Here is a 23,344-nt window from a genome sequence, read left to right on the forward strand (position 1 = left end):
TCAGCGCCGACGTCCCTTACGATCGTCCTTGTCGTGGCTGCGGAAAGTACGCGTGGGAGCGAACTCGCCGAGCTTGTGGCCCACCATCGACTCGGTGACGAAAACGGGCACATGCTTACGGCCGTCGTGGACGGCGATGGTCAGACCCAGGAAGTCCGGGGTGATGACCGAGCGACGCGACCAGGTCTTGATGACGTTCTTAGAGCCGGATTCGTTCGCGGCGTCGACCTTCTTGAGCAGGTGGTCGTCGACGAACGGGCCCTTCTTCAAACTACGCGGCATTTCAATCGACTCCTACTCAGCGGTTCTTGCCGGTCTTGCGACGGCGGACGATCAGACGATCGGACGCCTTCTTCGGACGACGCGTACGGCCCTCGGGCTTGCCCCAAGGCGACACGGGGTGACGACCACCGGACGTGCGGCCTTCACCACCGCCGTGCGGGTGATCAACCGGGTTCATAACGACACCACGGACGTGCGGGCGCTTGCCCTTCCAGCGCATACGGCCGGCCTTGCCCCAGTTGATGTTCGACTGCTCGGCGTTACCGACCTCGCCGATGGTGGCGCGGCAGGTGGCCTCGACGTTGCGGATCTCGCCGGAGGGCATACGCAGCTGGGCGAAGCGGCCTTCCTTAGCGACGAGCTGCACGGAGGTGCCAGCGGAACGGGCGATCTTAGCGCCGCCACCCGGGTAGAGCTCAACGGCGTGCACAACGGTACCCAGGGGGATGTTGCGCAGCTGCAGCGAGTTGCCGGGCTTGATGTCAGCGCCAACGCCAGCCTCGATCTGATCGCCCTGCTTGAGGCCGGTCGGAGCGAGGATGTAGCGCTTCTCGCCATCCGCGTAGTGCAGGAGGGCGATGCGAGCGGTGCGGTTGGGGTCGTACTCGATGTGAGCGACCGTTGCCGGGACGCCGTCCTTGTCGTGACGACGGAAGTCGATCACGCGGTACTGGCGCTTGTGGCCGCCGCCGCGGTGGCGGGAGGTCACGCGGCCGTTGTTGTTACGGCCACCGGTCTTGTGCAGCGGGCGCAGCAGCGACTTCTCGGGGGTGTCGCGGGTGATCTCGACGAAGTCAGAGACGGACGAGAAGCGACGGCCCGGGGTCGTGGGCTTGTACTTGCGAATTCCCATTGTTCAAATGTCCCTTCGGTCCTCAGGCCTGATCGCCGAAGATGTCGATGGTGCCCTCACGCACGGTGACGATGGCACGCTTGACGTCCTTGCGCTTACCGATCCCGTTGCGGGTGCGGTAGGTCTTGCCCTTGCGGTTCTGGGTGGCGATGGAACCGATCTTGACGCCGAAGATACGCTCCAGGGCAATCTTGATCTCGGTCTTGTTCGCGCGGGGGTCAACCTCGAAGGTGTACTTGCCCAGGTCCATGAGGGCGAGCGACTTCTCGGTGGTGACCGGCTTCAGGATGATGTCGCGGGGGTTCTTGCCCGCTTCAATCGTGCTCACTTGGTCTCCTCCTTGGTACCGAGGAAGGACTCAAGGGCGGCCTGCGTGAAGACGATGTCATCGGCGTCCAAGACGTCGTACGTGTTCAGCTGGTCGGCCCACAGAACGTGAACCTCGGGAACGTTGCGCAGGGACAGCGCGGTCAGTTCGTTGCCACGCTCGAGGACGACGAGAGCCTGACGGTCCTCGACGATCGCGCGCAGAGCGGCGAGAGCAGCCTTGGTCGAGGGCTTGTCGCCTTCGAACAGGGCGGTGACAACGTGGATGCGGTCGGCGCGCGCACGATCGGACAGAGCGGAGCGCAGAGCGCCCTGCTTCATCTTCTTGGGGGTGCGCTGGTCGTAGTCACGCGGCTGAGGGCCGTGGACGATGCCGCCACCGGTGAAGTGAGGCGCACGGATGGAGCCCTGGCGAGCGTTACCGGTGCCCTTCTGGCGGAACGGCTTCTTGCCGCCACCAGCGACCTCACCGCGGGTCTTCGTCGCGTGCGTGCCCTGACGGGCGGCCGCAAGCTGAGCGACGACAACCTGGTGCATCAGCGGAATGTTGGTGGGGACGTCGAAAATAGACCCGGGGAGAACGACGGAGCCCGCCTTCTTGCCCTTGAGGTCGATGACGTCAACGTTACGATCGTCAGCCATGATCACGCACCCTTCACGGAGGAGCGAACCAGGACAACGCCGTTCTTGGGGCCGGGGATGGCACCGCTGATGAGCAGCAGGCCCTTCTCGGTGTCGACGGCCTGGATCGTCAGGTTCTCAACAGTACGACGGTTGCCACCCATGCGGCCGGCCATGCGCAGGCCCTTGAAGATGCGACCGGGCGTCGCGCAGGCGCCGATCGAACCGGGCTTGCGGTGGTTGCGGTGCGCACCGTGGGAGGCGGAAACGCCGGCGAAGCCGTGACGCTTCATAACGCCGGCAAAGCCCTTGCCCTTGGTGGTGCCGGAGACGTCGACAGCCTGGCCAGCCTCGAAGGTGGCGGCGTCGAGCTCCTGGCCGAGCTCGTAAGAGTCATGCTCGGAGGTGCGAACCTCAACGAGGTGACGGCGCGGAGCAACTCCGGCCTTCTCGAAGTGGCCCTGCAGGGGCTTGGTGACCTTACGGGAGTCAATCTCACCGAAGCCAAGCTGGATAGCGGAGTAGCCGTCGACCTCTTCGGTACGAACCTGGGTGACGACGTTGGTGCCGACCTGCACGACAGTCAGGGGCACGAGGTGGCCGTCGGCATCCCAAACCTGGGTCATGCCGAGCTTGCGGCCGAGCAGCGCCTTGATGGGCGCGGCAGCGTGCTGCTTCTTGTTAGTCATTGCAGATGTCCTCAGAGCTTGATCTCGATGTTGACGTCCGCAGGCAGGTCGAGGCGCATGAGCGAATCGACGGCCTTGGGGGTCGGGTCGATGATGTCGATGAGCCGCTTGTGCGTGCGCATTTCAAAGTGCTCGCGGCTGTCCTTGTACTTGTGGGGCGACCGAATGACGACGAAAACGTTCTTCTCGGTCGGCAGCGGCACCGGGCCCACGACCGTGGCGCCAGCACGCTGTACGGTGTCCACGATCTTGCGCGCGGAGCTGTCGATGACCTCGTGGTCATACGACTTGAGCCGGATGCGGATCTTCTGTCCCGCCATGCCGTCTTACCTCTTCTCGTACAGATTCGCCGCCGGTCCCCGCACTCGGGCGTGTCGCAGCCGTTGTGCGCGCGATTGCTCGCGCTGGACCGACGTCTTGTCCAAAGATCTTGGGCATATTGCCCGATCCATACGTGATGGCACGCATGGACCACCCCAGAGACGCTGAGGCAACCGTGCCATTCTGTCAGAGTTCCACCCGCGAGCACAAACCCTAAAGGGCGTTCTCGCATGTGAAACCACCGACAGATTGGCGTGGATGATGGCCTAAGCTGCGCAAAACAGCCCAGACCGTCACCAAGAAACTACCGTACCCCGCACTCGGGCGTGTCGCAACCGGTGATCGGTCACATTTCCATGAACGAGGCCGGGGCAGCCACGTGAATACGCCAAGTAGCGCCAAAGCACAGTATGCCCATATGCCTCTTGAGCCACGGATGTCACAGAAGACTGAGCGCAGAGCATTCACGTACACACAGTGACTCCACGAGCAGAAACATTCACTCACGAGCCGAATAGCGAAAGGCCCCGCCTCTGAAAAGAGGCGGGGCCTTCAATGCCGCTGGATCAGCAGCGAATCAGATCTGAGAAAGACTCAGAAGTCGATTCACTTGATGATCTTGGTGACACGACCGGAACCAACGGTGCGGCCACCCTCACGGATGGCGAAGCCGAGGCCGGGCTCCATAGCGATCGGCTGGATCAGCTGGACGGAGATCTCGGTGGTGTCGCCAGGCATGACCATGTCGGTGCCCTCGGGGAGGGTGATGACGCCGGTCACGTCCGTGGTACGGAAGTAGAACTGCGGACGGTAGTTCGAGAAGAACGGGTTGTGACGGCCGCCCTCTTCCTTCTTGAGGATGTAGACCTGGCCCTCGAAGTCGGTGTGAGGCGTGATGGAGCCGGGAACGGCCACAACCTGGCCACGCTCGACCTCGTCGCGCTTGGTGCCGCGGAGGAGCAGACCACAGTTCTCGCCAGCCCAGGCCTCGTCCATCGACTTGTGGAACATCTCGATGCCGGTAACCGTGGTCTTCTGGGGCTCACGGATACCGAGGATCTCGACCTCGGAGTTGATGGGCAGCTTGCCACGCTCAACACGACCGGTGACGACGGTGCCACGACCGGTGATCGTGAAGACGTCCTCGATCGGCATGAGGAAGGGCTTGTCCATGTCGCGCTCGGGGGTGGGGATGTAGGAATCCACAGCCTCCATGAGCTCCTCGACCTTGGCAACCCACTCCGGGTCGCCCTCGAGGGCCTTCAGAGCGGACACCTGGATGATCGGGGCGTCGCGGTCGAAGTCCTGGGACTCGAGCAGGTCGCGGCACTCTTCCTCAACCAGCTCCAGCATCTCCTCGTCGTCGACCATGTCGGCCTTGTTGAGGGCGATGAGGATGGTGGGGACGCCGACCTGACGGGCGAGCAGAACGTGCTCGCGGGTCTGGGCCATGGGGCCGTCGGTGGCGGCGACCACGAGGATCGCGCCGTCCATCTGGGCCGCGCCGGTGATCATGTTCTTGACGTAGTCGGCGTGGCCGGGGGCGTCAACGTGCGCGTAGTGACGCGCCTCGGTCTGGTACTCGACGTGGGAGACGTTGATCGTGATACCACGATCGCGCTCCTCGGGAGCGTTGTCGACCTGATCGAAGGGGGTGAACTCGTTCAGATCCGGGTACTTATCGTGCAGCACCTTGGTGATAGCTGCCGTCAGCGTCGTCTTGCCGTGGTCAACGTGACCAATCGTGCCGATGTTGACGTGCGGCTTGGTGCGCTCAAACTTGGCCTTCGCCACTTGTGTCCTCCTGGACTCGGGTAGATATTCTCAGCCTACGGCTAGGTGCCACTTTAACACCCCTGGGGCTTGAGACCTACTGGGTTTACTTGTGTGTGAGGCGGCTCGCAGGGCAGGTCACCCTGCCCCACGAGCCCCCGGTGGGACTCAGTTGCCCCGAGACTTGCCGACGATCTCGTCCGCGACGGCGCGCGGAACCTCGGCATAGCTGTCGAACTCCATGGAGTAGACAGCGCGGCCCTGCGTCTTGGAGCGCAGGTCGCCAACGTATCCGAACATCTCGGACAGCGGCACCTGAGCCTTGACGACGCGCACGCCGTGCTGCTCGTCCATCGACGAGATCTGACCACGACGAGAGTTGAGGTCGCCGATGACATCGCCCATGTACTCCTCGGGAGTACGAACCTCAACGGCCATGATCGGCTCGAGGAGGACGGGGTTAGCCTTCTTAGCAGCTTCCTTCAGCGCCATCGAGCCAGCAACCTTGAACGCCATTTCGGAGGAGTCAACCTCGTGGTAGGCGCCGTCGAGCAGCGTGGCCTTGATGTCGACCATCGGGTAGCCGGCGAGAACGCCGGACTGCATGGCGTCCTTGATGCCCGCGTCGACCGACGGGATGTACTCGCGAGGAACGCGGCCACCGGTGACCTTGTCCTCGAACATGTACTCTTCCTCGGAGTCGGCCGGGAGGGGCTCCAGGGCGATGATGACACGCGCGAACTGACCGGAACCACCGGTCTGCTTCTTGTGCGTGTATTCGTACTTCTCGACCGCCTTGCGGATGGTCTCGCGGTAGGCAACCATCGGGTTACCCACGTTGGCCTCGACCTTGAACTCGCGACGCATACGGTCGACGATGATGTCGAGGTGGAGCTCACCCATACCACCGATGATGGTCTGGCCGGTCTCAGCGTCGAGCTCGACGGTGAACGTCGGGTCCTCTTCCGCCAGCTTCTGGATGGCGACGCCCATCTTCTCCTGGTCGGCCTTCGACTTGGGCTCGACGGCGACCTGGATAACGGGGGCGGGGAACGTCATCGACTCGAGGACGATCGGCTTGTCCATCGCGGACAGGGTGTCGCCGGTCGTGGTGTCCTTGAGGCCGATCACCGCGTAGATGTGGCCAGCGTGCGCCACGTCGACGGGGTTCTCCTTGTTCGAGTGCATCTGGAAGATCTTGCCGATGCGCTCCTTCTTGCCCTTGGTCGAGTTGAGGACCTGGGCGCCGGACTCGACCTTACCGGAGTACACGCGGATGAAGGTGAGCTTGCCGTAGAAGGGGTGAGCGGCGATCTTGAACGCCAGAGCGGAGAAGGGCTCGTTCTCGTCGGGCTTACGAACCTCGGTCTCTTCCTCGGTCTCAGAACCGGGGAGGAAGCCGCGAACGTCGCCGATGTCGAGCGGGGAGGGCAGGAAGTCCACGACGGCGTCGAGGACGGGCTGCACGCCCATGTTGCGCAGAGCGGTACCGCAGTAGACGGGGAACGCGCGCGAGGAGATGGTCAGGAGGCGGATGCCTTCCTTGATCTGCTCGAGCGTGAGCTCGCCGTTCTCCAGGTAAGCCTCGGTCAGCTCGTCGGAGCCCTCAGCGGCGGCCTCAACGAGCGCCTCGCGGTACTCTTCAGCCTTTTCCTGGTACTCGGCGGGGATCGGGCCGCGCTCGACGACGGAGCCGAGCGTGTCGTTGCCCTTGTCGTCCTTGGCCGGGTAGGTCAGGGCCTCCATGGTCAGCAGGTCGATGTTGCCGACGAAGTCGTTCTCGGCGCCCATCGGGAGCTGCATGACGATCGGGGTCGCGTGCAGGCGGTCGCGGATGGTACCAACCGAGAAGTAGAAGTCGGCACCCATCTTGTCCATCTTGTTGATGAAGCAGATACGGGGGACGTCGTACTTGTCGGCCTGACGCCACACGGTCTCGGACTGGGGCTCAACGCCCTCCTTGCCGTCGAACACGGCGACGGCGCCGTCGAGGACGCGCAGGGAGCGCTCAACCTCGACGGTGAAGTCAACGTGACCGGGGGTGTCAATGATGTTGATCTGGTTACCGTTCCAGAAAGAGGTAACGGCGGCGGACGTAATCGTGATGCCGCGTTCCTTTTCCTGTTCCATCCAGTCGGTCGTCGAGGCGCCGTCGTGCGTCTCGCCGATCTTGTAGTTGATGCCCGTGTAGAACAGGATTCGTTCGGTCACGGTCGTCTTGCCGGCATCGATGTGAGCCATGATGCCAATGTTGCGGACCTTGTTGAGATCCGTCAGCACCTCTAGTGCCACGAGTGTGGTTCCTTCGTTCGAAGTAATGGGTGTTCTTGCTGCGTGAGACGAGGCCCGGTTGCCCAGGCCTCGTCTTTAAATCACCAGCGGTAGTGCGCGAAGGCGCGGTTGGACTCAGCCATCTTGTGCATGTCCTCACGGCGCTTCACAGCGGCACCGAGGCCGTTGGAGGCGTCGAGGATCTCGTTGGCGAGACGCTCGGTCATGGTCTTCTCGCGACGCTGACGCGAGAAGTCAACCAGCCAGCGCAGGGCCAGCGTCGTGGCGCGCGCGGGGCGAACCTCGACGGGGACCTGGTAGGTCGCGCCACCGACACGGCGGGAGCGGACCTCGAGGGCCGGACGAATGTTCTCGAGAGCGCGCTTGAGCACGGAGACGGGCTCCTGCTCGGTGCGCTCGCGAACGGTTTCAAGTGCGCCGTAGACGATGCGCTCGGCGACGGTCTTCTTGCCGTCGAGGAGAACGCGGTTGACCAGCTGGGTCACGACCTTGGAGCCGTAAACCGGGTCATCGACGAGGGGGCGACGGGGAGCGGGGCCCTTACGAGGCATTACTTCTTCTCCTTCTTCGCGCCGTAACGGGAACGAGCCTGCTGACGGCCGCGGACACCCTGGGTGTCGAGCGAGCCGCGGACGATGCGGTAACGCACGCCGGGCAGGTCCTTCACACGACCACCGCGCACGAGCACGATCGAGTGCTCCTGCAGGTTGTGGCCCTCACCGGGGATGTAGGCGGTGACTTCGATGCCGGACGAAAGGCGCACACGAGCGACCTTTCGCAGAGCCGAGTTCGGCTTCTTCGGCGTGGTGGTGTACACACGGGTGCACACGCCGCGACGCTGGGGGGAGCCCTTCAGCGCGGGGGTCTTCACCTTCGCGCGCTTCGAGACACGTCCCTTGCGGACGAGCTGCTGAATGGTAGGCACTGGGTCTCCAGTTTCTTTCCGTCGGCGGCCTCCCCTCACTTTAAGGGGCGGCCCTGATTGTCAGTCTTCCGCGACTGTTGTCACCCCCGTGTGGGCACACGTGTCCGCCTGGGGGCCGGCGCGCCATGATAACCACGTGGGTCAGAGAATGACGCCCGGAGCTCCGACGGACGGAGCCCGCTCCCGGTTTCCCGGGCACAGAGGTTCCACAGAAGCGGGAACCACCCTCAAGGATAGTGGGAAACGTCGCCGTTCGTCAAAGGGGGTGTTCTGTGGTTCCCCCCTCATCGACGAGGCCGGGGCGCGCATGCGGGGCACCGGTCGTTTGCACAGTGGCGCAGGCAGCCTCTGGAGCCACGTCGATGTTCCCACCGTGCGTCACATCTGCACACACGAACAAGCACACGGAGGGGCCCGCAGGCTCTTGCCTGCGGGCCCCTCCCCCACGGGTGAACGACACTCAATGTCACCCGGGGATCATACTCCGTCCGTCTGTTCCCAGATCGGTCACTCTTCCGCCTTCTCGGCCCCGGCCTCGTCGATCGACGCATTGGGCTCGACGGTGATCACGGCCTCGGCCTTGCGAGCGCGGTAGCGGCGGATCGCGACCACCTCAAGACCCAGCAGCGACAGGATCAGGAGCCCTGCCACGACCCACGTGATGTACTCCCACGCGTTGCGCGTGACCTCGGGCTGGCCGTTCTCGTACATCCACGAGTTCGCAACCGTGTAGAGGATGTTGTGCGAGGCGCGACGCAGAGAGCTGACGCCCGCCGCATCCTGCACGTTGACCGTGGCGATCGGCATGTCGATCGTCGCGAGCATCAGGTCACCGCCGTTGCGCGTGATCTGGTCCGCGTTCTGGTATCCCATGCCCGCGAAGTAGTCGGTGAGGACCATGCCGCGGAAGCCCCACTCGTCGCGCAGGACGTTATTGAGCAGCGCAGAGTTCGCACCCGCGTACTCGGGGCCGATGTAGTTGAACGCGCTCATGATCGCGTGTGCGCCGCCGTCCTTGACGCCGATCTCGAAGGAACGCAGGTAGATTTCGCGCATTGCCTGCTCGTTCGTCCAGGTCGCCAGCATGTGCGTGCGGTTCGTTTCCTGGTCGTTGAGGGCGAAGTGCTTGAGGAAGGCGTACACGCCCTTGGCCTGGGCGCCCTTGATCTCCTCGGCGACCTGCGAGTCGGCCAGGACCGGATCCTCCGAGAAGTACTCGAAGTTACGGCCCGCGTAGGCGTAGCGGTGCGTGTTCGTGGCCGGCGCGTACCAGCCCGAGACCTGCATGTCGTGCGCCATCGTGCCGATCGCATCACCGAAGGAACGTGCGAGCTCCTTGTTGAAGGTGGCCGCAACGGATACCGCGGAGGGCAGACCAATCGAGCCGACGCCCGTGAAGTTGTTGTTCAGCGAGGCGGGGCCGTCCACGTCGGAGACGCGCAGCTTGCCGATCGAGGAGATCGCCGGGGAGCCGTAGCCACCCTTGGAGATGAGGGTGTTCATTTCCTTGACGGTGAGCTGGTCGAGGAGCTGGTCCCACTTCGGGTCGTCGTAATCGAGGCCCGCGAGGTCACCCAGGACGAGGCCGTTCTTGGCGCCCGTGGTGGGCATCGTCGCACTGCTGTCAGCGTCGGCGGCTGCCGCGTCGTAGTTCGACGTCGCGAGGAACTTCGCCTTGCTGGCCTCGCTCATCTCGAAGTTCGTGGGAGCCGCGGTCGCCTCCGCGAGGTTGGCGAAGCGGCCTGCGCGCGACAGGTAGGTGACGTCACCCTTCGCGTCGTCGAACTGGTTGGTGGCCACGACCTTGTCACCGTCGTGCGTATTGTCGGCGGTGTTGAAGGTCTGCGTCGCATCCACCGTGTAGGTCTTCTCATCGATGACGTCGTGCGAGTTGGTGCGCGCGGAGATCTTGTAGTCGCCGGCCTCGAGCACGTAGGCCTTCGCATTCACCGAGTCGTAGGAGGCGAGCGAATCGCGGTTCCAGGTGACCGTCAGCGTCTCGGACTCATCGGGCTCCAACAGCTTGGTCTTCTCATAAGACAGCAGGTTCGCGGAAGCCTTTTCGATGCCACCGTCCGTGTAGGGCGGGTTGTCATAGATCTGGACGATGTCCTTACCGGCGACCTGGCCGGTGTTCGTGACGGTGACGTCCGCGGACATGGTTCCCGTGGCCTCGTCGACCGAGATGTCGCTCATCGACTGGGAGAACGTCGTGTAGGACAGGCCGAAACCGAAGGGGTAGACGACCTCGTTGCCGTAGTCGATGACGCCCTCAGCGGCGGCCGTCTCGTACCAGCGGTAGCCGACGTAGATCGAGTCGTTGTAGTTGACGAAGGACGGCTGCGTCTGGGTGCCCTTGTTGAAGGGGTCGTCCTGGGCGAACTCCGTCATGTTCGTGTACTGGAAGTCGCCGAAGTTGTTGGCTGCGGGGCCCGACTTGATGTCACGCGGGAACGTGTCGGGGGTCTTCGCCGAGGGGTTCACCTCGCCGTCCAGGATGCGGCCCAGCGCGTTGAATCCAACCTGGCCGCCGGGGATTGCCCACACGATCGCGTCGATCTCCGGGTCGTCCTGGAGGTCACCCAGCTGGAACGCGTTCGCAGCGTTGATAACGACGACCGTCTTCGTCGAGGTCTTCTTCGCCAGCTCGATCATGTCCTTCTCGGGACGTGTCAGCTCGAGGTAGCCCTGGCCATCCTCGAAGTCCGTGTACTCCTCGGAGTTGTTCGTGTAGCTGAAGTACGGGTTGTCAGCCATCTCCTTGTTGACGTCGCGGGGCAGGTCGAAGCCCTCGCCGCCCGAGCGGGCGATCGTCACGACCGCGGTGTCACCGAAGGCTGTTGCGTTGGAGAGCAGGTCGTCAGAGTACTTGTCCTGCGTGGGCTCGGGCAGCGACCAGTCAGCCTTGAACATGCCGACCTCGGGGCGCTCAGCGCGGTAGGCGGTGTACAGGTTCGTCAGCTCATCATTCGTGGTGAAGCCAGCGTTATGCAGGCCATCAAGCAGGGTCGTCGTCGGGTTGTCCTTCGACAGCGAGCCGGAGCCGGTGCCGCCGTAGATCGGGTTCGTAGAGCCCCAACCCCACACGTTGATCGCGGAGCCCTTGGCGAGAGGCAGGGCACCGCCGTGATTCTTCAGGAGGACCATGCCCTCGTCGGAAATGTCGTTGCCCAGATCCTCCACCTGAGTCTTCGACGCATCCGTCAGCGCGCCGGTGCCGGCCGCTAGGTCGAGCACCGTCTTGAAGCCGCCGTACAGCATCGACACGACAGCCAGGACGACCGCGACGAAAGCCGCAACCCAGGCCGTCGAGCGCATCAGCTTACGGGCAGGTTTGCCCATCTTGAAAACAGCGAGGGAGACGATGATGGCGAGCGCCAGCGCCACGCCGATGACGATCAAGGGGACCTTGATCGACTCAACCATCTTCCACACATCAGACCAGTTGATGGAAAGCATTGTTGATGTCCTCTTTCAGTTCCGAAACCCTGCATCCCAGAGCCAGATCAGCTCCCTTTCCATCCCCGTTTGTGTCTCCATAGACATGGGTCGCCGCAGACCAGAGGGCAGATGGGAACCGCCACCACCTATTCAACCGCACGGTCGGCCCCATGTGGTGGGGCCTCGTGCGTTCTGTCGGATTGGACGCACAATCTGTCAGGATGGACATCCTGGTGCCCCGCAGGCTTCGCCGCCTACGCGGAAAGCGACTCTCCCCGCCACCAACGAGAATAACCACAGGGGATGCGCGAGGGCCCGGCCCCCTCGCGGGGACCGGGCCCAATGACGTTGTCGACCGGATCTGCGATCAGCGTGCGCGGCGCCTCGCCACGACGAGGCCGACGCCGGCGACGCCGAGCAGGCCAACGAGCGCGATGGCAACGCCGGTGTTCGCGCCGGTGCTGGCCAGCTTGTTACCTTCAGTGCTCGTGCCACCCGCAGGTTGGGGCTGCTCGGCAGTCGGCTGCGGCTGCTCAGCGGTGGGCTGCGGCTGCTCGACAGTCGGCTGCGACTGCTCGGGAGTCGGCTGGGTCTCATCGGGCTTCGGAAGCTCGGGGAAATCGCATGTCGAAGACGCCGAGGTATCGGACTCAGCGATGGCTGCACCGCTCGTCGTCGTCCCCGAGATCTTCACGAGCGGAGTAACCTCAGCGCTGCCGGTGATAAGGAACGAGAACTTCACCGACCCGTTGGCGGGAAGCTCCAGATCCTTGAAGGTAAGAACCTTGCCCGCGACCGTCGGCTCGGGGGCACCACTGGCCGACTGGGGAACGTAGGTGGCGTCGTCCGACAGTGTCGCAATGACCGTCTGAACCGACTTGACATCACGGTTCGGGTTCGTGATCGTCACGCCGATGGTGCGCGTCGCGGTGGAGTCGGCGCCCGGCTGGGCGACGGCGCATGTCGCGGAGGACAGCGCGACCTGGCCCTTCGGCGAGAAGGAGGTGATGAGAGAGTAGTCGGCGGTCGTATTCGGCTCGAGCGTACGAGTCCAGCTCAGCGCCATGCCGTTATCCCGGTTGGAATCTGCTCCCTCAAGCATGTTGGGCAGCGGTGCACGATCCTTGAGCTTACCCCAGACCTCGTAGAAGCCACCGTAGTAGTAGCTCGAACCGGCGGTCGTCGGGACGAACTGCTCGACTCGACCACGATCCGTATGCGTGCCGGTTTCCGAATCCTTCGCTCGGCAGATGACCGTCCCCGTGTTCGCGTCGTACTCGCCGAAGCCGTAATCGTCGTCCTGGAGGTAGCAATCCGCCGCGTGGTAAAGAGTAAAGTCCCGAGCAGCATCCGAGATGTTCTTCACCGACGAGGTCGTCGCGTAGAAGTCATTGCCCGTGGAGTAGGTGTCCGTCTGCGTGATCTCGAATCCACCGCCGCGAACGACAGTCGTGAGGACCCACGGATCGGCTTGAGTGCCCGTTCCTGACTTCGTTTGCGAGACCGGCGTCCAGGCGATCGCACTCATAGACCGTGCCTGACGCGAATTTAACTCCCCCGGACCGAACAGCTCAGATCCCACAGCGAGGAACGTTCCACAGTCGGCTGGATCCGTAGTGGAGTTAGCGTTGTAGAACTCGTTATACCTATCGCCCTTGTAGTTGATCGAGCAGTTGAGCGTGTCGGAGATGGCAATCCGAACGAGCGGTCCGTCCGTATCCTCAATCGTGGGACCAGCCGCAAGGGCCGCCAACGGGTTGAGAACGAGGGTCGCGGAGCCGAGCGCAGCAATGACCAGTTTCTTGGACAGGCGCATGAGGAGACATCCTTAAGCGTTGATGGATATTGTGCAACCAATCTAGCATCCGTATGACAGCTTTCCAAATGGTTGAACTTTCATGTTTGACCGTCGCAGCTGGCACTCAATCTGCGTCACCGTTAGACATCCCCGGCGCGCTCAGGGCGAGCAAGCAGACACGACAAGGGGCCCCGGCCTTGTCACGTTCTCACGGACAAGGCCGGGGCCCCAAGCGGTCACGAACCGGATTACTCGCGGAAGTTCATGCCAAAGTCGATGGCGCCCAGTGCGTCGAGGAAGTCCTCGGACACAGAGCCGTCACCGAAGTCGGCCTCGGAGTAGTTCGAGTTCGCCATGGCTTCAGCCGTCGGCTCGACGATGACGTCGTTGTAGCGCGACAGGCCGGTGCCAGCCGGGATGAGCTTACCGAGGATGACGTTCTCCTTGAGGCCCACCAGGGAGTCCGACTTGCCGTTCATGGCGGCCTCGGTCAGGACCTTGGTGGTCTCCTGGAAGGACGCGGCCGACAGCCACGAATCCGTGGCCAGCGACGCCTTCGTGATGCCCATCAGCATCTGGCGACCGGAGGCGGGCTGGCCGCCCTCGGCTGCAACGCGACGGTTCTGCGTCAGGTACGCCATGCGGTCGACGAGCTCGCCGGGCATGAACGTCGTGTCGCCAGGCTCCAGGATGGTGACGCGGCGCAGCATCTGACGGACGATGACCTCGATGTGCTTGGCGTGAATGCCCACGCCCTGGTCGCGGTACACCTTCTGGACCTCATCCACGAGCATCTTCTGGGACACGTTGCGGCCCATGATGCGCAGGATTTCCTTGGGGTCCAGCTGGCCCTCGGTCAGCGGGGTGCCGGCCTCGATGTGCTGGCCCTCGGAGACGAGGAGCTTCTGGCGACGCGAGACCTCGATGACCAGGTCTTCCTTGCCGTCGTCACGGGTGATGACGACCTTACGCGCGCTCGGGTCTTCGTCGTCGATGTGAACGCGGCCGGCGGCCTCGTTCATCTTCGCCTCGACCTTCGGGCTGCGGGCCTCGAAGAGTTCCTGAACACGGGGTAGACCCTGCGTAATATCCGCAGCGGAGGCGGCGCCACCGGTGTGGAACGTACGCATCGTGAGCTGCGTGCCGGGCTCACCAATCGACTGGGCGGCGATAATGCCGACGGCCTCGCCGATGTCGACCTGCTTGCCGGTGGCCAGCGAGCGACCGTAGCAGGCCGCACAGGTGCCGACCTGCGACTCACAGGTGAGGACGGAACGGCAGACGATCTGCGCAACGCCGGCTGCGACGAGCTCGGCAAGCTGGTCGTCACCCAGGTCGGTGCCCGCGGGCATGACGACCTCTCCGGCCTCGTTCACCGCGTCACGGGCGAGGTTACGGGCGTAGGCGGTCGTCTCGATGGTCTCGGACGCCTCCCACTCACCGAACTCGTTCTTGTGAGCGATGTCGATCTTCAGGCCGGCGCGGGTGCCACAGTCAGCCTCGCGGACGATGACGTCCTGCGAGACGTCGACCAGACGACGGGTCAGGTAGCCCGACTCGGCGGTACGCAGAGCCGTATCGACCAGACCCTTACGGGCGCCGTGCGTGGCGATGAAGTACTCGAGAACCGTCAGGCCCTCGCGGTAGTTCGCCTTAATGGGCTGCTCGATCAGCTTCTGCTTCGGGTCGGACACGAGGCCACGCATACCGGCGATCTGCTGAACCTGCGACCAGTTACCACGAGCACCGGAGTTCACCATGCGGTACACGGTGTTGCGCTCGGAGAAGTTCGCGCGCATGTCCTCGGCGACCTCTTCGGTGCACTGCAGCCACAGCTTCACGAGCTCCTCGTAACGGGTCTCCTCGAGGATGATACCCGTCTCGAACTGCTCGACGATCTCGGCGGCCTTGGCCTCGTAGCGGGCCAGGATCTCGCGCTTACGCGGCGAGGCCTGAATGTCGGAGAACGCAATCGTGATGCCCGACCAGGTCGACCAGTGGAAGCCGGCCGACTTCAGCGCGTCGAGGCAGTCCGCCACGAGCACGTTCGGGTAACGCTGGGTCAGCGTGTTCACGATGTTACCGAGCTGCTTCTTGCCGACGACCTCGTTGACGAACGGGTAGTCGGTGGGCAGCTGCTCGTTGAAGATCGCGCGGCCGAGGCTGGTCTCGAGGATCAGCTCATCGCCGGGCTCCCAGCCCTCGGGGGCTTCCCAGCCCTCGGGCGGCACGGTGCCGTCGGCGAAGCGGATGCGCGCGGTCGCGTTCAGGTGCAGGTTGCCGGCGTCGTACGCCATCTGGGCTTCCGCCTGGCTGGAGAAGTACGGAATCACGGGGTTTCCGTCTTCGTCCTTCTCGACGGGCACCGACGGGTCGGGCGTCGAGGTCAGGTGGAACAGACCGATGATCATGTCCTGCGACGGCATGGCCACGGGGCGGCCGTCGGAGGGCTTGAGGATGTTGTTCGTCGACAGCATGAGGATGCGGGCCTCGGCCTGCGCCTCAGCGCCCAGCGGCAGGTGGACAGCCATCTGGTCGCCGTCGAAGTCGGCGTTGAAGGCGCCACAGGCGAGGGGGTGCAGCTGGATAGCCTTACCCTCAATCAGCTGGGGCTCGAACGCCTGGATGCCGAGGCGGTGCAGCGTAGGTGCACGGTTCAGCAGCACGGGGTGCTCGCGGATGACGTCGTCGAGGACGTCCCACACCTCGGGGCGCTGACGCTCGACCTTGCGCTTGGCGGCCTTGACGTTCTGCGCGTAGTTCTTCTCAACCAGGCGCTTCATGACGAAGGGCTTGAACAGCTCCAGGGCCATCTGCTTGGGCAGACCACACTGGTGCAGCTGCAGCTGCGGGCCGACGACGATAACGGAACGACCCGAGTAGTCGACGCGCTTACCGAGCAGGTTCTGACGGAAACGACCCTGCTTACCCTTGAGCATGTCCGAGATCGACTTCAGCGGACGGTTGCCCGGGCCCGCGACGGGGCGGCCACGGCGGCCGTTGTCGAAGAGGGCGTCAACGGACTCCTGAAGCATGCGCTTCTCGTTGTTGACGATGATCTCCGGGGCGCCCAGCTCGAGCAGACGCTTGAGTCGGGTGTTGCGGTTGATGACGCGACGGTACAGGTCGTTGAGGTCGGAGGTCGCGAAGCGGCCGCCGTCCAGCTGAACCATCGGGCGCAGGTCCGGCGGGATCACGGGGATCTTGGTGAGGACCATCGAGGCCGGCGAGTTGCCGGTCGCAACGAAGGCGTTGATGACCTTCAGGCGCTTGATGGCGCGGGCCTTGCGCGGGCCGGAGTCAGAGGCGATGGTCTGACGCAGCGCGGCGACCTCGGTCTCCAGGTCGAAGGTTTCCAGGCGCTTCTGGATGGCGGCAGCGCCCATGTCACCCTTGAAGTAGGTGCCGTAGCGGGCCACCATCGCACGGTAGAGGCGCTCGTCGCCCTCAAGGTCGCCGACCTTGAGGTCCTTGAAGCGCTCCCACACGGCCTCGAGGCCTTCGATGTCGCCGTCGAAGCGGCGGCGAATCTTGGCCATCTCGCGTTCACCCTGCTTGCGAGCGCGCTCGCGCTCGGCCTGCGAGGCGCCGTCCTTTTCCAGGGCGGCCATGTCGGACTCGAGCTGCTCCGCGAAGTCGTTGATCGTCGCGTCGCGGTTGTTCTCCATCTGCTTCTTCTGCACCTCGAGTTCGGCGCGCAGTTCAGCCAGATCCTCGTGGCGACCCTTTTCGTCGACCTCGGTGATCATGTAGGCAGCGAAGTAGATGACCTTCTCGAGGTCCTTGGGCGCGAGGTTGAGCACGTAGCCCAGGCGCGAGGGAACACCCTTGAAGTACCAGATGTGCGTGACAGGGGCGGCCAGGTCGATGTGGCCCATGCGCTCACGGCGGACGCGGGAGCGAGTGACCTCAACTCCACACTTCTCGCAGATGATGCCCTTGTAACGCACGCGCTTGTACTTGCCACACGCGCACTCCCAGTCGCGGGTGGGGCCGAAGATCTGCTCACCGAACAGACCGTCGCGCTCGGGCTTGAGCGTACGGTAGTTGATGGTCTCCGGCTTCTTAACCTCACCGTGGCTCCAGACGGCGATATCGTCGCCGGTGGCCAGGGTGATCTTCAGGCTGTCGAACGTTTTGGCGTCCAGCAAAGTTATCTCTCCCTATCAGATCGCATCGATGGTCGCCGCAGCGTTCGGACGAGCATCAAGGGTGATGCCCAGGTCCTCACGCGCATTGAAGTCTTCGTCCTGCTCACGCAGGTCAATGACGTTGCCGGCCGCGTCGAGAGCTTCGACGTTCAGGCACAGCGAGCGCATTTCCTGGATGAGGACTCGGAAGGACTCGGGGATGCCGGGCTCGGGGATGTCCTCGCCCTTAACGATGGCCTCGTACACCTTGACGCGGCCGGTGGTGTCGTCCGACTTGATGGTCAGCAGCTCCTGGAGGGCGTAGGCGGCGCCGTAAGCTTCCAGGGCCCACACCTCCATCTCGCCGAAGCGCTGGCCGCCGAACTGGGCCTTACCGCCCAGCGGCTGCTGCGTGATCATCGAGTACGGGCCCGTGGAGCGGGCGTGGATCTTGTCGTCGACCAGGTGGTGGAGCTTGAGCATGTAGGTGTAGCCCACCGAGATCGGGTACGGGAACGGCTCACCGGAGCGGCCGTCGAACAGGCGCGCCTTGCCCTCGTAGTTGGTGAGGACGTCGCCGTCGCGGTTCGGGTTCACGTTGCGCAGCAGGCCCGCGAGCTCGTCGGCCTCGAGGCCGTCGAACACGGGGGTAGCAACGGGCGTGCCGGGCTCGGTCTTGATGCCGTCGGCGGGCAGGTGCGCCGCCCACTCTTCGCCGGCCTCGACAGCGGCCGAGGCATCCCAGCCCTGGTGGGCGAGCCAACCGAGGTGGTACTCGAGCACCTGACCGACGTTCATTCGGCCGGGGACACCCAGCGGGTTGAGGATGATGTCGACGGGCGTGCCGTCGGCAAGGAAGGGCATGTCCTCAACCGGGAGGATCTTGGACACGACGCCCTTGTTACCGTGGCGGCCGGCCATCTTGTCGCCGATCGTGATCTTGCGTCGCTGGGCGACGTAGACGCGCACGGTCTGGCGGACGCCGGGGTTGAGGTCGTCTTCGTCGTCGTTGAATTCGCGGACGCCGATGACGATGCCCTCTTCACCGTGGGGGACGCGCAGGGAGGTGTCGCGCACCTCGCGGGCCTTCTCACCGAAGATGGCGCGCAGCAGGCGCTCTTCGGAGGTCAGCTCGGTCTCACCCTTCGGGGTGACCTTACCGACGAGGATGTCGCCGGCGGTGACCTCGGCGCCGATGCGGATGATGCCGCGCTCGTCCAGGTCAGCGAGGGATTCCTCGGAGACGTTGGGGATATCGCGGGTGATCTCTTCTTCACCGAGCTTGGTCTCGCGGGCGTCGACCTCGTACTCCTCGATGTGGATCGAGGTGAGGATGTCCTCTTCCACGACGCGACGGCTCAAGATGATGGCGTCCTCGTAGTTGAGGCCTTCCCACGACATGTAGGCGACGAGGAGGTTCTTGCCGAGCGCGACCTCACCATTGGAGGTGGCGGGGCCGTCGGCCAGGACGTCGCCGACCTCGACGCGGTCGCCCTCGTCCACGATAACGCGCTGGTTGGTGCAGTTACCGGGGTTGGAGCGCTCGAACTTCTCGAGGCGGTAGGAGTCGCGGCCGCCCTCGTCCGTGGAGACGACGATCAGGTCCGCGGAGACCTCGGAGACGACGCCGGAGTGCGCGGCGAGGATCATTTCGCCGGAGTCATGCGCGGCGCGCATCTCCATGCCGGTGCCGACCAGCGGGGCTTCCGTGGTGAGCAGCGGCACGGCCTGACGCTGCATGTTCGCGCCCATGAGGGCTCGGTTAGCGTCGTCGTGCTCGAGGAAGGGAATGAACGCCGCGGCAACGGACACCATCTGACGTGCGGAGACGTCCATGTAGTCGACGCGATCGCGGGCGATCAGGGTCGGGTCGTCGCCGGCAACACGGCACAGGACGTCGTGCTCGGCGAAGGAGCCGTCGGCCTCGAGGGGCGACGAGGCCTGGGCGATGTAGTGGCCCTTCTCGTCGTCCGCGGTGAGGTAGCGGATTTCGTCGGTGACCTTGCCGTCCTTGACGACGCGGTAGGGCGTCTCAATGAAACCGAAGGGGTTGATGCGCGCGAAGGTCGCGAGCGAGCCGATGAGGCCGATGTTCGGGCCTTCAGGGGACTCGATCGGGCACATACGACCGTAGTGCGAGGGGTGGACGTCTCGAACTTCCATGCCCGCGCGGTCACGCGACAGACCGCCGGGACCCAGGGCCGACAGACGGCGCTTGTGGGTCAGGCCGGCGAGGGGGTTGTTCTGGTCCATGAACTGCGAGAGCTGGGAGGTTCCGAAGAACTCCTTGATCGCGGCCACGACGGGGCGGATGTTGATCAGCGTCTGGGGCGTGATCGAGTCCGTCTCCTGGGTGGTCATGCGCTCGCGCACGGTGCGCTCCATGCGGGCGAGGCCGGTGCGGACCTGACCCTGGATGAGCTCGCCGACGGCGCGGATGCGACGGTTGGCGAAGTTGTCGATGTCGTCGACCTCAACGCGGACCTCGACGGCCTCGCCATTGCGGGTGCCGGCGAAGGTCTTGTCGCCCTGGTGCAGGGCGAGGAGGTACTTGACGGTCGCGACGATGTCCTCGAGGGACAGGGTCGAGGCCTTGGGGTCGGCTTCGATGGCCAGCTTCTTGTTGATCTTGTAGCGGCCGACCTTGGCGAGGTCGTAGCGACGAGAGTCGAAGTAGAAGTTGTTGAGCAGCGTCTGGGCGGCGTCGACGTTCGCGGGCTCGCCGGGGCGCAGCTTGCGGTAGATGTCGAGCAGGGCTTCTTCCTGCGTGGCGACCGTGTCCTTCTCGAGGGTCTCGAGGAGGACCGGGTAGTCGGCGAAGGTGTCGCGAATCTCGGATTCGGTCATGCCGATGGCCTTGAGGAAGTGGGTCACCGACTGCTTACGCTTGCGGTCGATGCGCACGCCGACGGCGTCGCGCTTGTCGATCTCGAACTCGAGCCATGCGCCGCGCGAGGGGATGATCTTCGCGCCGAAGGTTTCCTTGTCCGACGAGCGGTCCGAGAGCTTCTCGAAGTACACGCCGGGGGAACGCACGAGCTGGGAGACGACGACACGCTCGGTGCCGTTGATGATGAAGGTACCGCGGGGGGTCATGAGCGGGAAGTCGCCCATGAACACGGTCTGGGACTTGATTTCGCCGGTTTCGTAGTTCATGAACTCGGCGGTCACGTACATCGGTGCGGAGTACGTGTAGTCCTTCGCCTTGGCTTCCTCCATGGAGTACTTGGGGGATTCGAGGCGGTGGTCGTGGAACGACAGGCTCATGGTGCCTGCGACGTCCTCAATGGGGGAAATCTCGTGGAAGATTTCTTCGAGGCCGGAGACGTCGGGGACGTCGCCTTGGCCAGATGCCTGTGCGGCTTCGACGCGGGCCTTCCACGCGTCGTTGCCCAGCAGCCAGTCGAAGCTTTCGACCTGCAGGCCCAGCAGATTGGGGGCCTGGAGGGGTTCACGAAGCTTGGCGAACGAGATGCGGTGCTTGGGCTGTTTGGCGGTGCTGTTGGCAGCCAAAGGGGATCCTTCCCTGCATGAACGGTGCGCACGCTGCCTTATCACCCATTATCTGACGCGTCCTGGTCCGTCAAGCGCCTGTTACGACGGCTGGATACGGGTCACCTCGGGCATGATAAGGCGCAAATACTCAGGCTACCGTGAGTCGCATCGCGAGTCAAGGCAGCGTGTGATATGTGCAGGGTTTCACGGAAACGAGGCCGTGGCCAGCTTGTTCGTCAGGTGCGACGCTGGCAGTACCCGGGCTTGGGTGGTGGTGCCCCAAGTCGGGCTTGAACCGACGACCCACGGATTATGAGTCCGCTGCTCTGACCGACTGAGCTATTGGGGCGGTGCCATCCTATCGGAGGAACGCGAGCCTCTTCCACCGACACTTCGCCTTGATCTGTCGATCACGCTACAGCGACATAGGACCTTAGTCGAGCCTAAGGTGGTTTTACAAGGCCGCAGCCAATCAATTTAAGGAGATGGCATGAACGTAGCGGAACAGATCGTGAACCAGCTTGTTGATGCAGGGGTACACCGGATCTACGGCATTGTCGGCGATTCGCTGAACCCCATCGTCGACGCCGTGCGCAAAACCGGCGGCTCGAAGAAGGGCGGCATCGACTGGATCCACGTGCGCCACGAGGAGGCGGCGGCGTTCGCAGCGTCGGCCGAAGCTCAGCTGACGGGCAAGCTCGCCGTGTGCGCAGGTTCGTGCGGCCCAGGCAACCTGCACCTCATCAACGGCCTGTACGACGCGAACCGCACGGGCGCGCCCGTCCTGGCCATTGCCTCGCACATCCCGAGCGTGCAGATCGGCACGACGTACTTCCAGGAGACCCACCCGGACCGCATTTTCGAGGAATGCTCGGTCTACAACGAACTCATCTCCTCCGCGGCGCAGTCGCCGCGCACGGTGAACTCGGCGATCCGTCACGCGGTCGGCCTGGGCGGCGTCTCGGTCATCACTCTGCCCGGCGACGTCTCCGACCTCAAGGCCGTCGATCACATTCCCACCTACGCGCCCGCGCGCCCCGCGACGCTGGCTCCCAACGCCGCCGACATCGAAGAGGCCGCAGCCCTCCTGAACAAGGCCGACAAGGTCGCGATCTTCGCCGGCGCGGGCGTCGAGGGTGCCCACGACGAGGTCATCGCCCTGGCGGATGCACTCAAGGCACCGATCGGCCACTCGCTGCGCGGCAAGCACTTCATCCAGTATGACAACCCCTTCGACGTGGGTATGACGGGCCTACTGGGCTACGGTGCGGCCGCTGAGGGCATGAACGACGCCGACGTGCTGATTCTGCTGGGCACTGACTTCCCCTACGACCAGTTCCTGCCGTCCACACCGACCATTCAGGTGGACACGCACGCCGAGAAGCTGGGCCGCCGCACGGACGTTGGCCTCGCGATTCACGCACAGGTCAAGCCCTTCATCGAGGCGCTCCTCCCCCACCTGCGCACAAACCGTTCCGACTCCTTCCTGAAGTCCAAGATCAAGAAGCACTCGGAGATCATGCACGCTCCCGTGGGCGCCTACACGCGCAACGTGGAGAAGATGCGTCCGATCCACCCCGAGTACGCCGCCCACCTCCTCAACGAGACGGCCGCGAAGGATGCGATTTTCACCGCTGACACAGGCATGTGCAACGTGTGGACCGCCCGCTACATCGATCCCCTCGGCACGCGCCGCCTCATCGGTTCACTGCTGCACGGTTCGATGGCAAACGCCCTGCCGATGGCACTGGGCGCTCAGGTTGCCTACCCGGATCGTCAGGTCGTGTCTGTGTCGGGTGACGGCGGCCTCTCGATGCTGCTCGGCGAGCTCATCACCGCGAAGATGTACGACCTGCCGGTCAAGGTGGTCGTCTTCAACAATTCGACGCTGGGCATGGTGAAGTTGGAGATGCTGGTCAACGGCCTGCCTGACTTCCAGACAGATGTCCCTGATACGAATTACGCGGAGATCGCCCGCGCAATTGGTTTCCACGCGGAGCGCGTCGAGGACGCGTCACGTCTGGAGGATGCGTACCGCGAGGCGTTCGCAGCGCCCGGCCCCGCCCTCGTTGAGGTCATCACGGATCCGAACGCGCTCTCGCTTCCGCCGGCCATCACGGGTGGCCAGGTCGTCGGTTTCGCGACCGCAATGAGCAAGATTGTCCTCAACCGCGGCATCGCTGAGGCCTTCTCGATGGCCACCTCCAACATGCGCAACATCCCGCGCCTGTAGGTCATTCACATCTACGGAGACGAGGCCGGGGCCGGGTCACCGCACGACCTGGCCCCGGCCTCGTTTTTCATGACTAAAACCCGCATTTTAACAACATTCTTTTTTCTAAAAAAATGGTTTTTGCCCTCTCAAAGAGAGCTAGACAAGCTCATAACTTGTAGTCA

15 protein-coding genes and 1 tRNA gene are annotated in these 23,344 nt (G+C 63.9%); 1 reads left to right on the plus strand and 15 read right to left on the minus strand.

From position 1 onward, the window contains the following. From rpsS to CYJ22_RS02740, 15 genes are all read right to left on the minus strand, one after another. Positions 1-282, minus strand: a complete 282-nt coding sequence (rpsS, locus tag CYJ22_RS02670; RefSeq protein ID WP_003790621.1) for a 30S ribosomal protein S19 — start codon at positions 280-282, stop codon at positions 1-3. A 16-nt stretch (positions 283-298) separates the two neighbouring features. Then, a complete protein-coding gene (rplB, locus tag CYJ22_RS02675; protein ID WP_009054709.1) occupies positions 299-1,135 on the minus strand; it encodes a 50S ribosomal protein L2 in 837 nt (278 codons plus the stop codon). Positions 1,136-1,157: 22 nt separating this feature from the next. Continuing rightward, positions 1,158-1,463, minus strand: a complete 306-nt coding sequence (gene rplW / locus CYJ22_RS02680; RefSeq protein ID WP_003790626.1) for a 50S ribosomal protein L23 — start codon at positions 1,461-1,463, stop codon at positions 1,158-1,160. Then, positions 1,460-2,104, minus strand: a complete 645-nt coding sequence (gene rplD, locus CYJ22_RS02685) for a 50S ribosomal protein L4 (RefSeq protein ID WP_009054699.1) — start codon at positions 2,102-2,104, stop codon at positions 1,460-1,462. The genes rplW and rplD overlap by 4 nt, the downstream gene beginning before the upstream one ends. Before the next feature lie 2 nt (positions 2,105-2,106). Further along, positions 2,107-2,772, minus strand: a complete 666-nt coding sequence (gene rplC / locus CYJ22_RS02690; protein WP_009054692.1) for a 50S ribosomal protein L3 — start codon at positions 2,770-2,772, stop codon at positions 2,107-2,109. 11 nt (positions 2,773-2,783) lie between these two features. Then, positions 2,784-3,092: a 30S ribosomal protein S10 gene (gene rpsJ / locus CYJ22_RS02695; protein ID WP_003790631.1), complete on the minus strand. Its 309-nt coding sequence runs from the start codon at positions 3,090-3,092 to the stop codon at positions 2,784-2,786. A gap of 607 nt (positions 3,093-3,699) precedes the next feature. After that, positions 3,700-4,887, minus strand: a complete 1,188-nt coding sequence (gene tuf / locus CYJ22_RS02700) for an elongation factor Tu (RefSeq protein ID WP_003790633.1) — start codon at positions 4,885-4,887, stop codon at positions 3,700-3,702. A gap of 147 nt (positions 4,888-5,034) precedes the next feature. After that, the gene (fusA, locus tag CYJ22_RS02705; protein ID WP_101600876.1) at positions 5,035-7,158 is read right to left on the minus strand and encodes an elongation factor G; all 2,124 of its coding nucleotides are present in this window, start codon (positions 7,156-7,158) and stop codon (positions 5,035-5,037) included. 80 nt (positions 7,159-7,238) lie between these two features. Then, entirely contained in the window at positions 7,239-7,709 is a 471-nt protein-coding gene (gene rpsG / locus CYJ22_RS02710) for a 30S ribosomal protein S7 (RefSeq protein ID WP_003790637.1), read from the minus strand. Beyond that, positions 7,709-8,083 carry a 30S ribosomal protein S12 gene (gene rpsL / locus CYJ22_RS02715; protein ID WP_003790639.1) on the minus strand — a complete coding sequence of 125 codons (375 nt, stop codon included), beginning with the start codon at positions 8,081-8,083 and terminating at the stop codon, positions 7,709-7,711. Before rpsL ends, rpsG begins: the two co-directional genes overlap by 1 nt. Before the next feature lie 507 nt (positions 8,084-8,590). After that, the gene (locus tag CYJ22_RS02720) at positions 8,591-11,542 is read right to left on the minus strand and encodes a glycoside hydrolase family 3 C-terminal domain-containing protein (RefSeq protein ID WP_101600879.1); all 2,952 of its coding nucleotides are present in this window, start codon (positions 11,540-11,542) and stop codon (positions 8,591-8,593) included. A gap of 349 nt (positions 11,543-11,891) precedes the next feature. Next, complete coding sequence (locus CYJ22_RS02725; RefSeq protein ID WP_101600881.1) at positions 11,892-13,340, minus strand: LPXTG cell wall anchor domain-containing protein; 1,449 nt, start codon at positions 13,338-13,340, stop codon at positions 11,892-11,894. A gap of 230 nt (positions 13,341-13,570) precedes the next feature. After that, complete coding sequence (locus tag CYJ22_RS02730) at positions 13,571-17,473, minus strand: DNA-directed RNA polymerase subunit beta' (RefSeq protein ID WP_009054724.1); 3,903 nt, start codon at positions 17,471-17,473, stop codon at positions 13,571-13,573. 15 nt (positions 17,474-17,488) lie between these two features. Continuing rightward, positions 17,489-20,965, minus strand: coding sequence for a DNA-directed RNA polymerase subunit beta (gene rpoB, locus CYJ22_RS02735; RefSeq protein ID WP_101600883.1), 3,477 nt, complete (start codon positions 20,963-20,965; stop codon positions 17,489-17,491). Between the two features lie 254 nt (positions 20,966-21,219). Further along, positions 21,220-21,296, minus strand: a tRNA-Ile gene (locus tag CYJ22_RS02740). Positions 21,297-21,437: 141 nt separating this feature from the next. Between CYJ22_RS02740 and CYJ22_RS02745 the strand changes: the two genes are divergently transcribed. Continuing rightward, on the plus strand, positions 21,438-23,180 hold the full coding sequence (locus CYJ22_RS02745) for a pyruvate dehydrogenase (RefSeq protein WP_101600885.1): 1,743 nt from the start codon (positions 21,438-21,440) through the stop codon (positions 23,178-23,180). Positions 23,181-23,344 lie beyond the last annotated feature (164 nt).

This window comes from Schaalia odontolytica (assembly GCF_002847525.1).
Taxonomy (GTDB): domain Bacteria; phylum Actinomycetota; class Actinomycetes; order Actinomycetales; family Actinomycetaceae; genus Pauljensenia; species Pauljensenia odontolytica_B.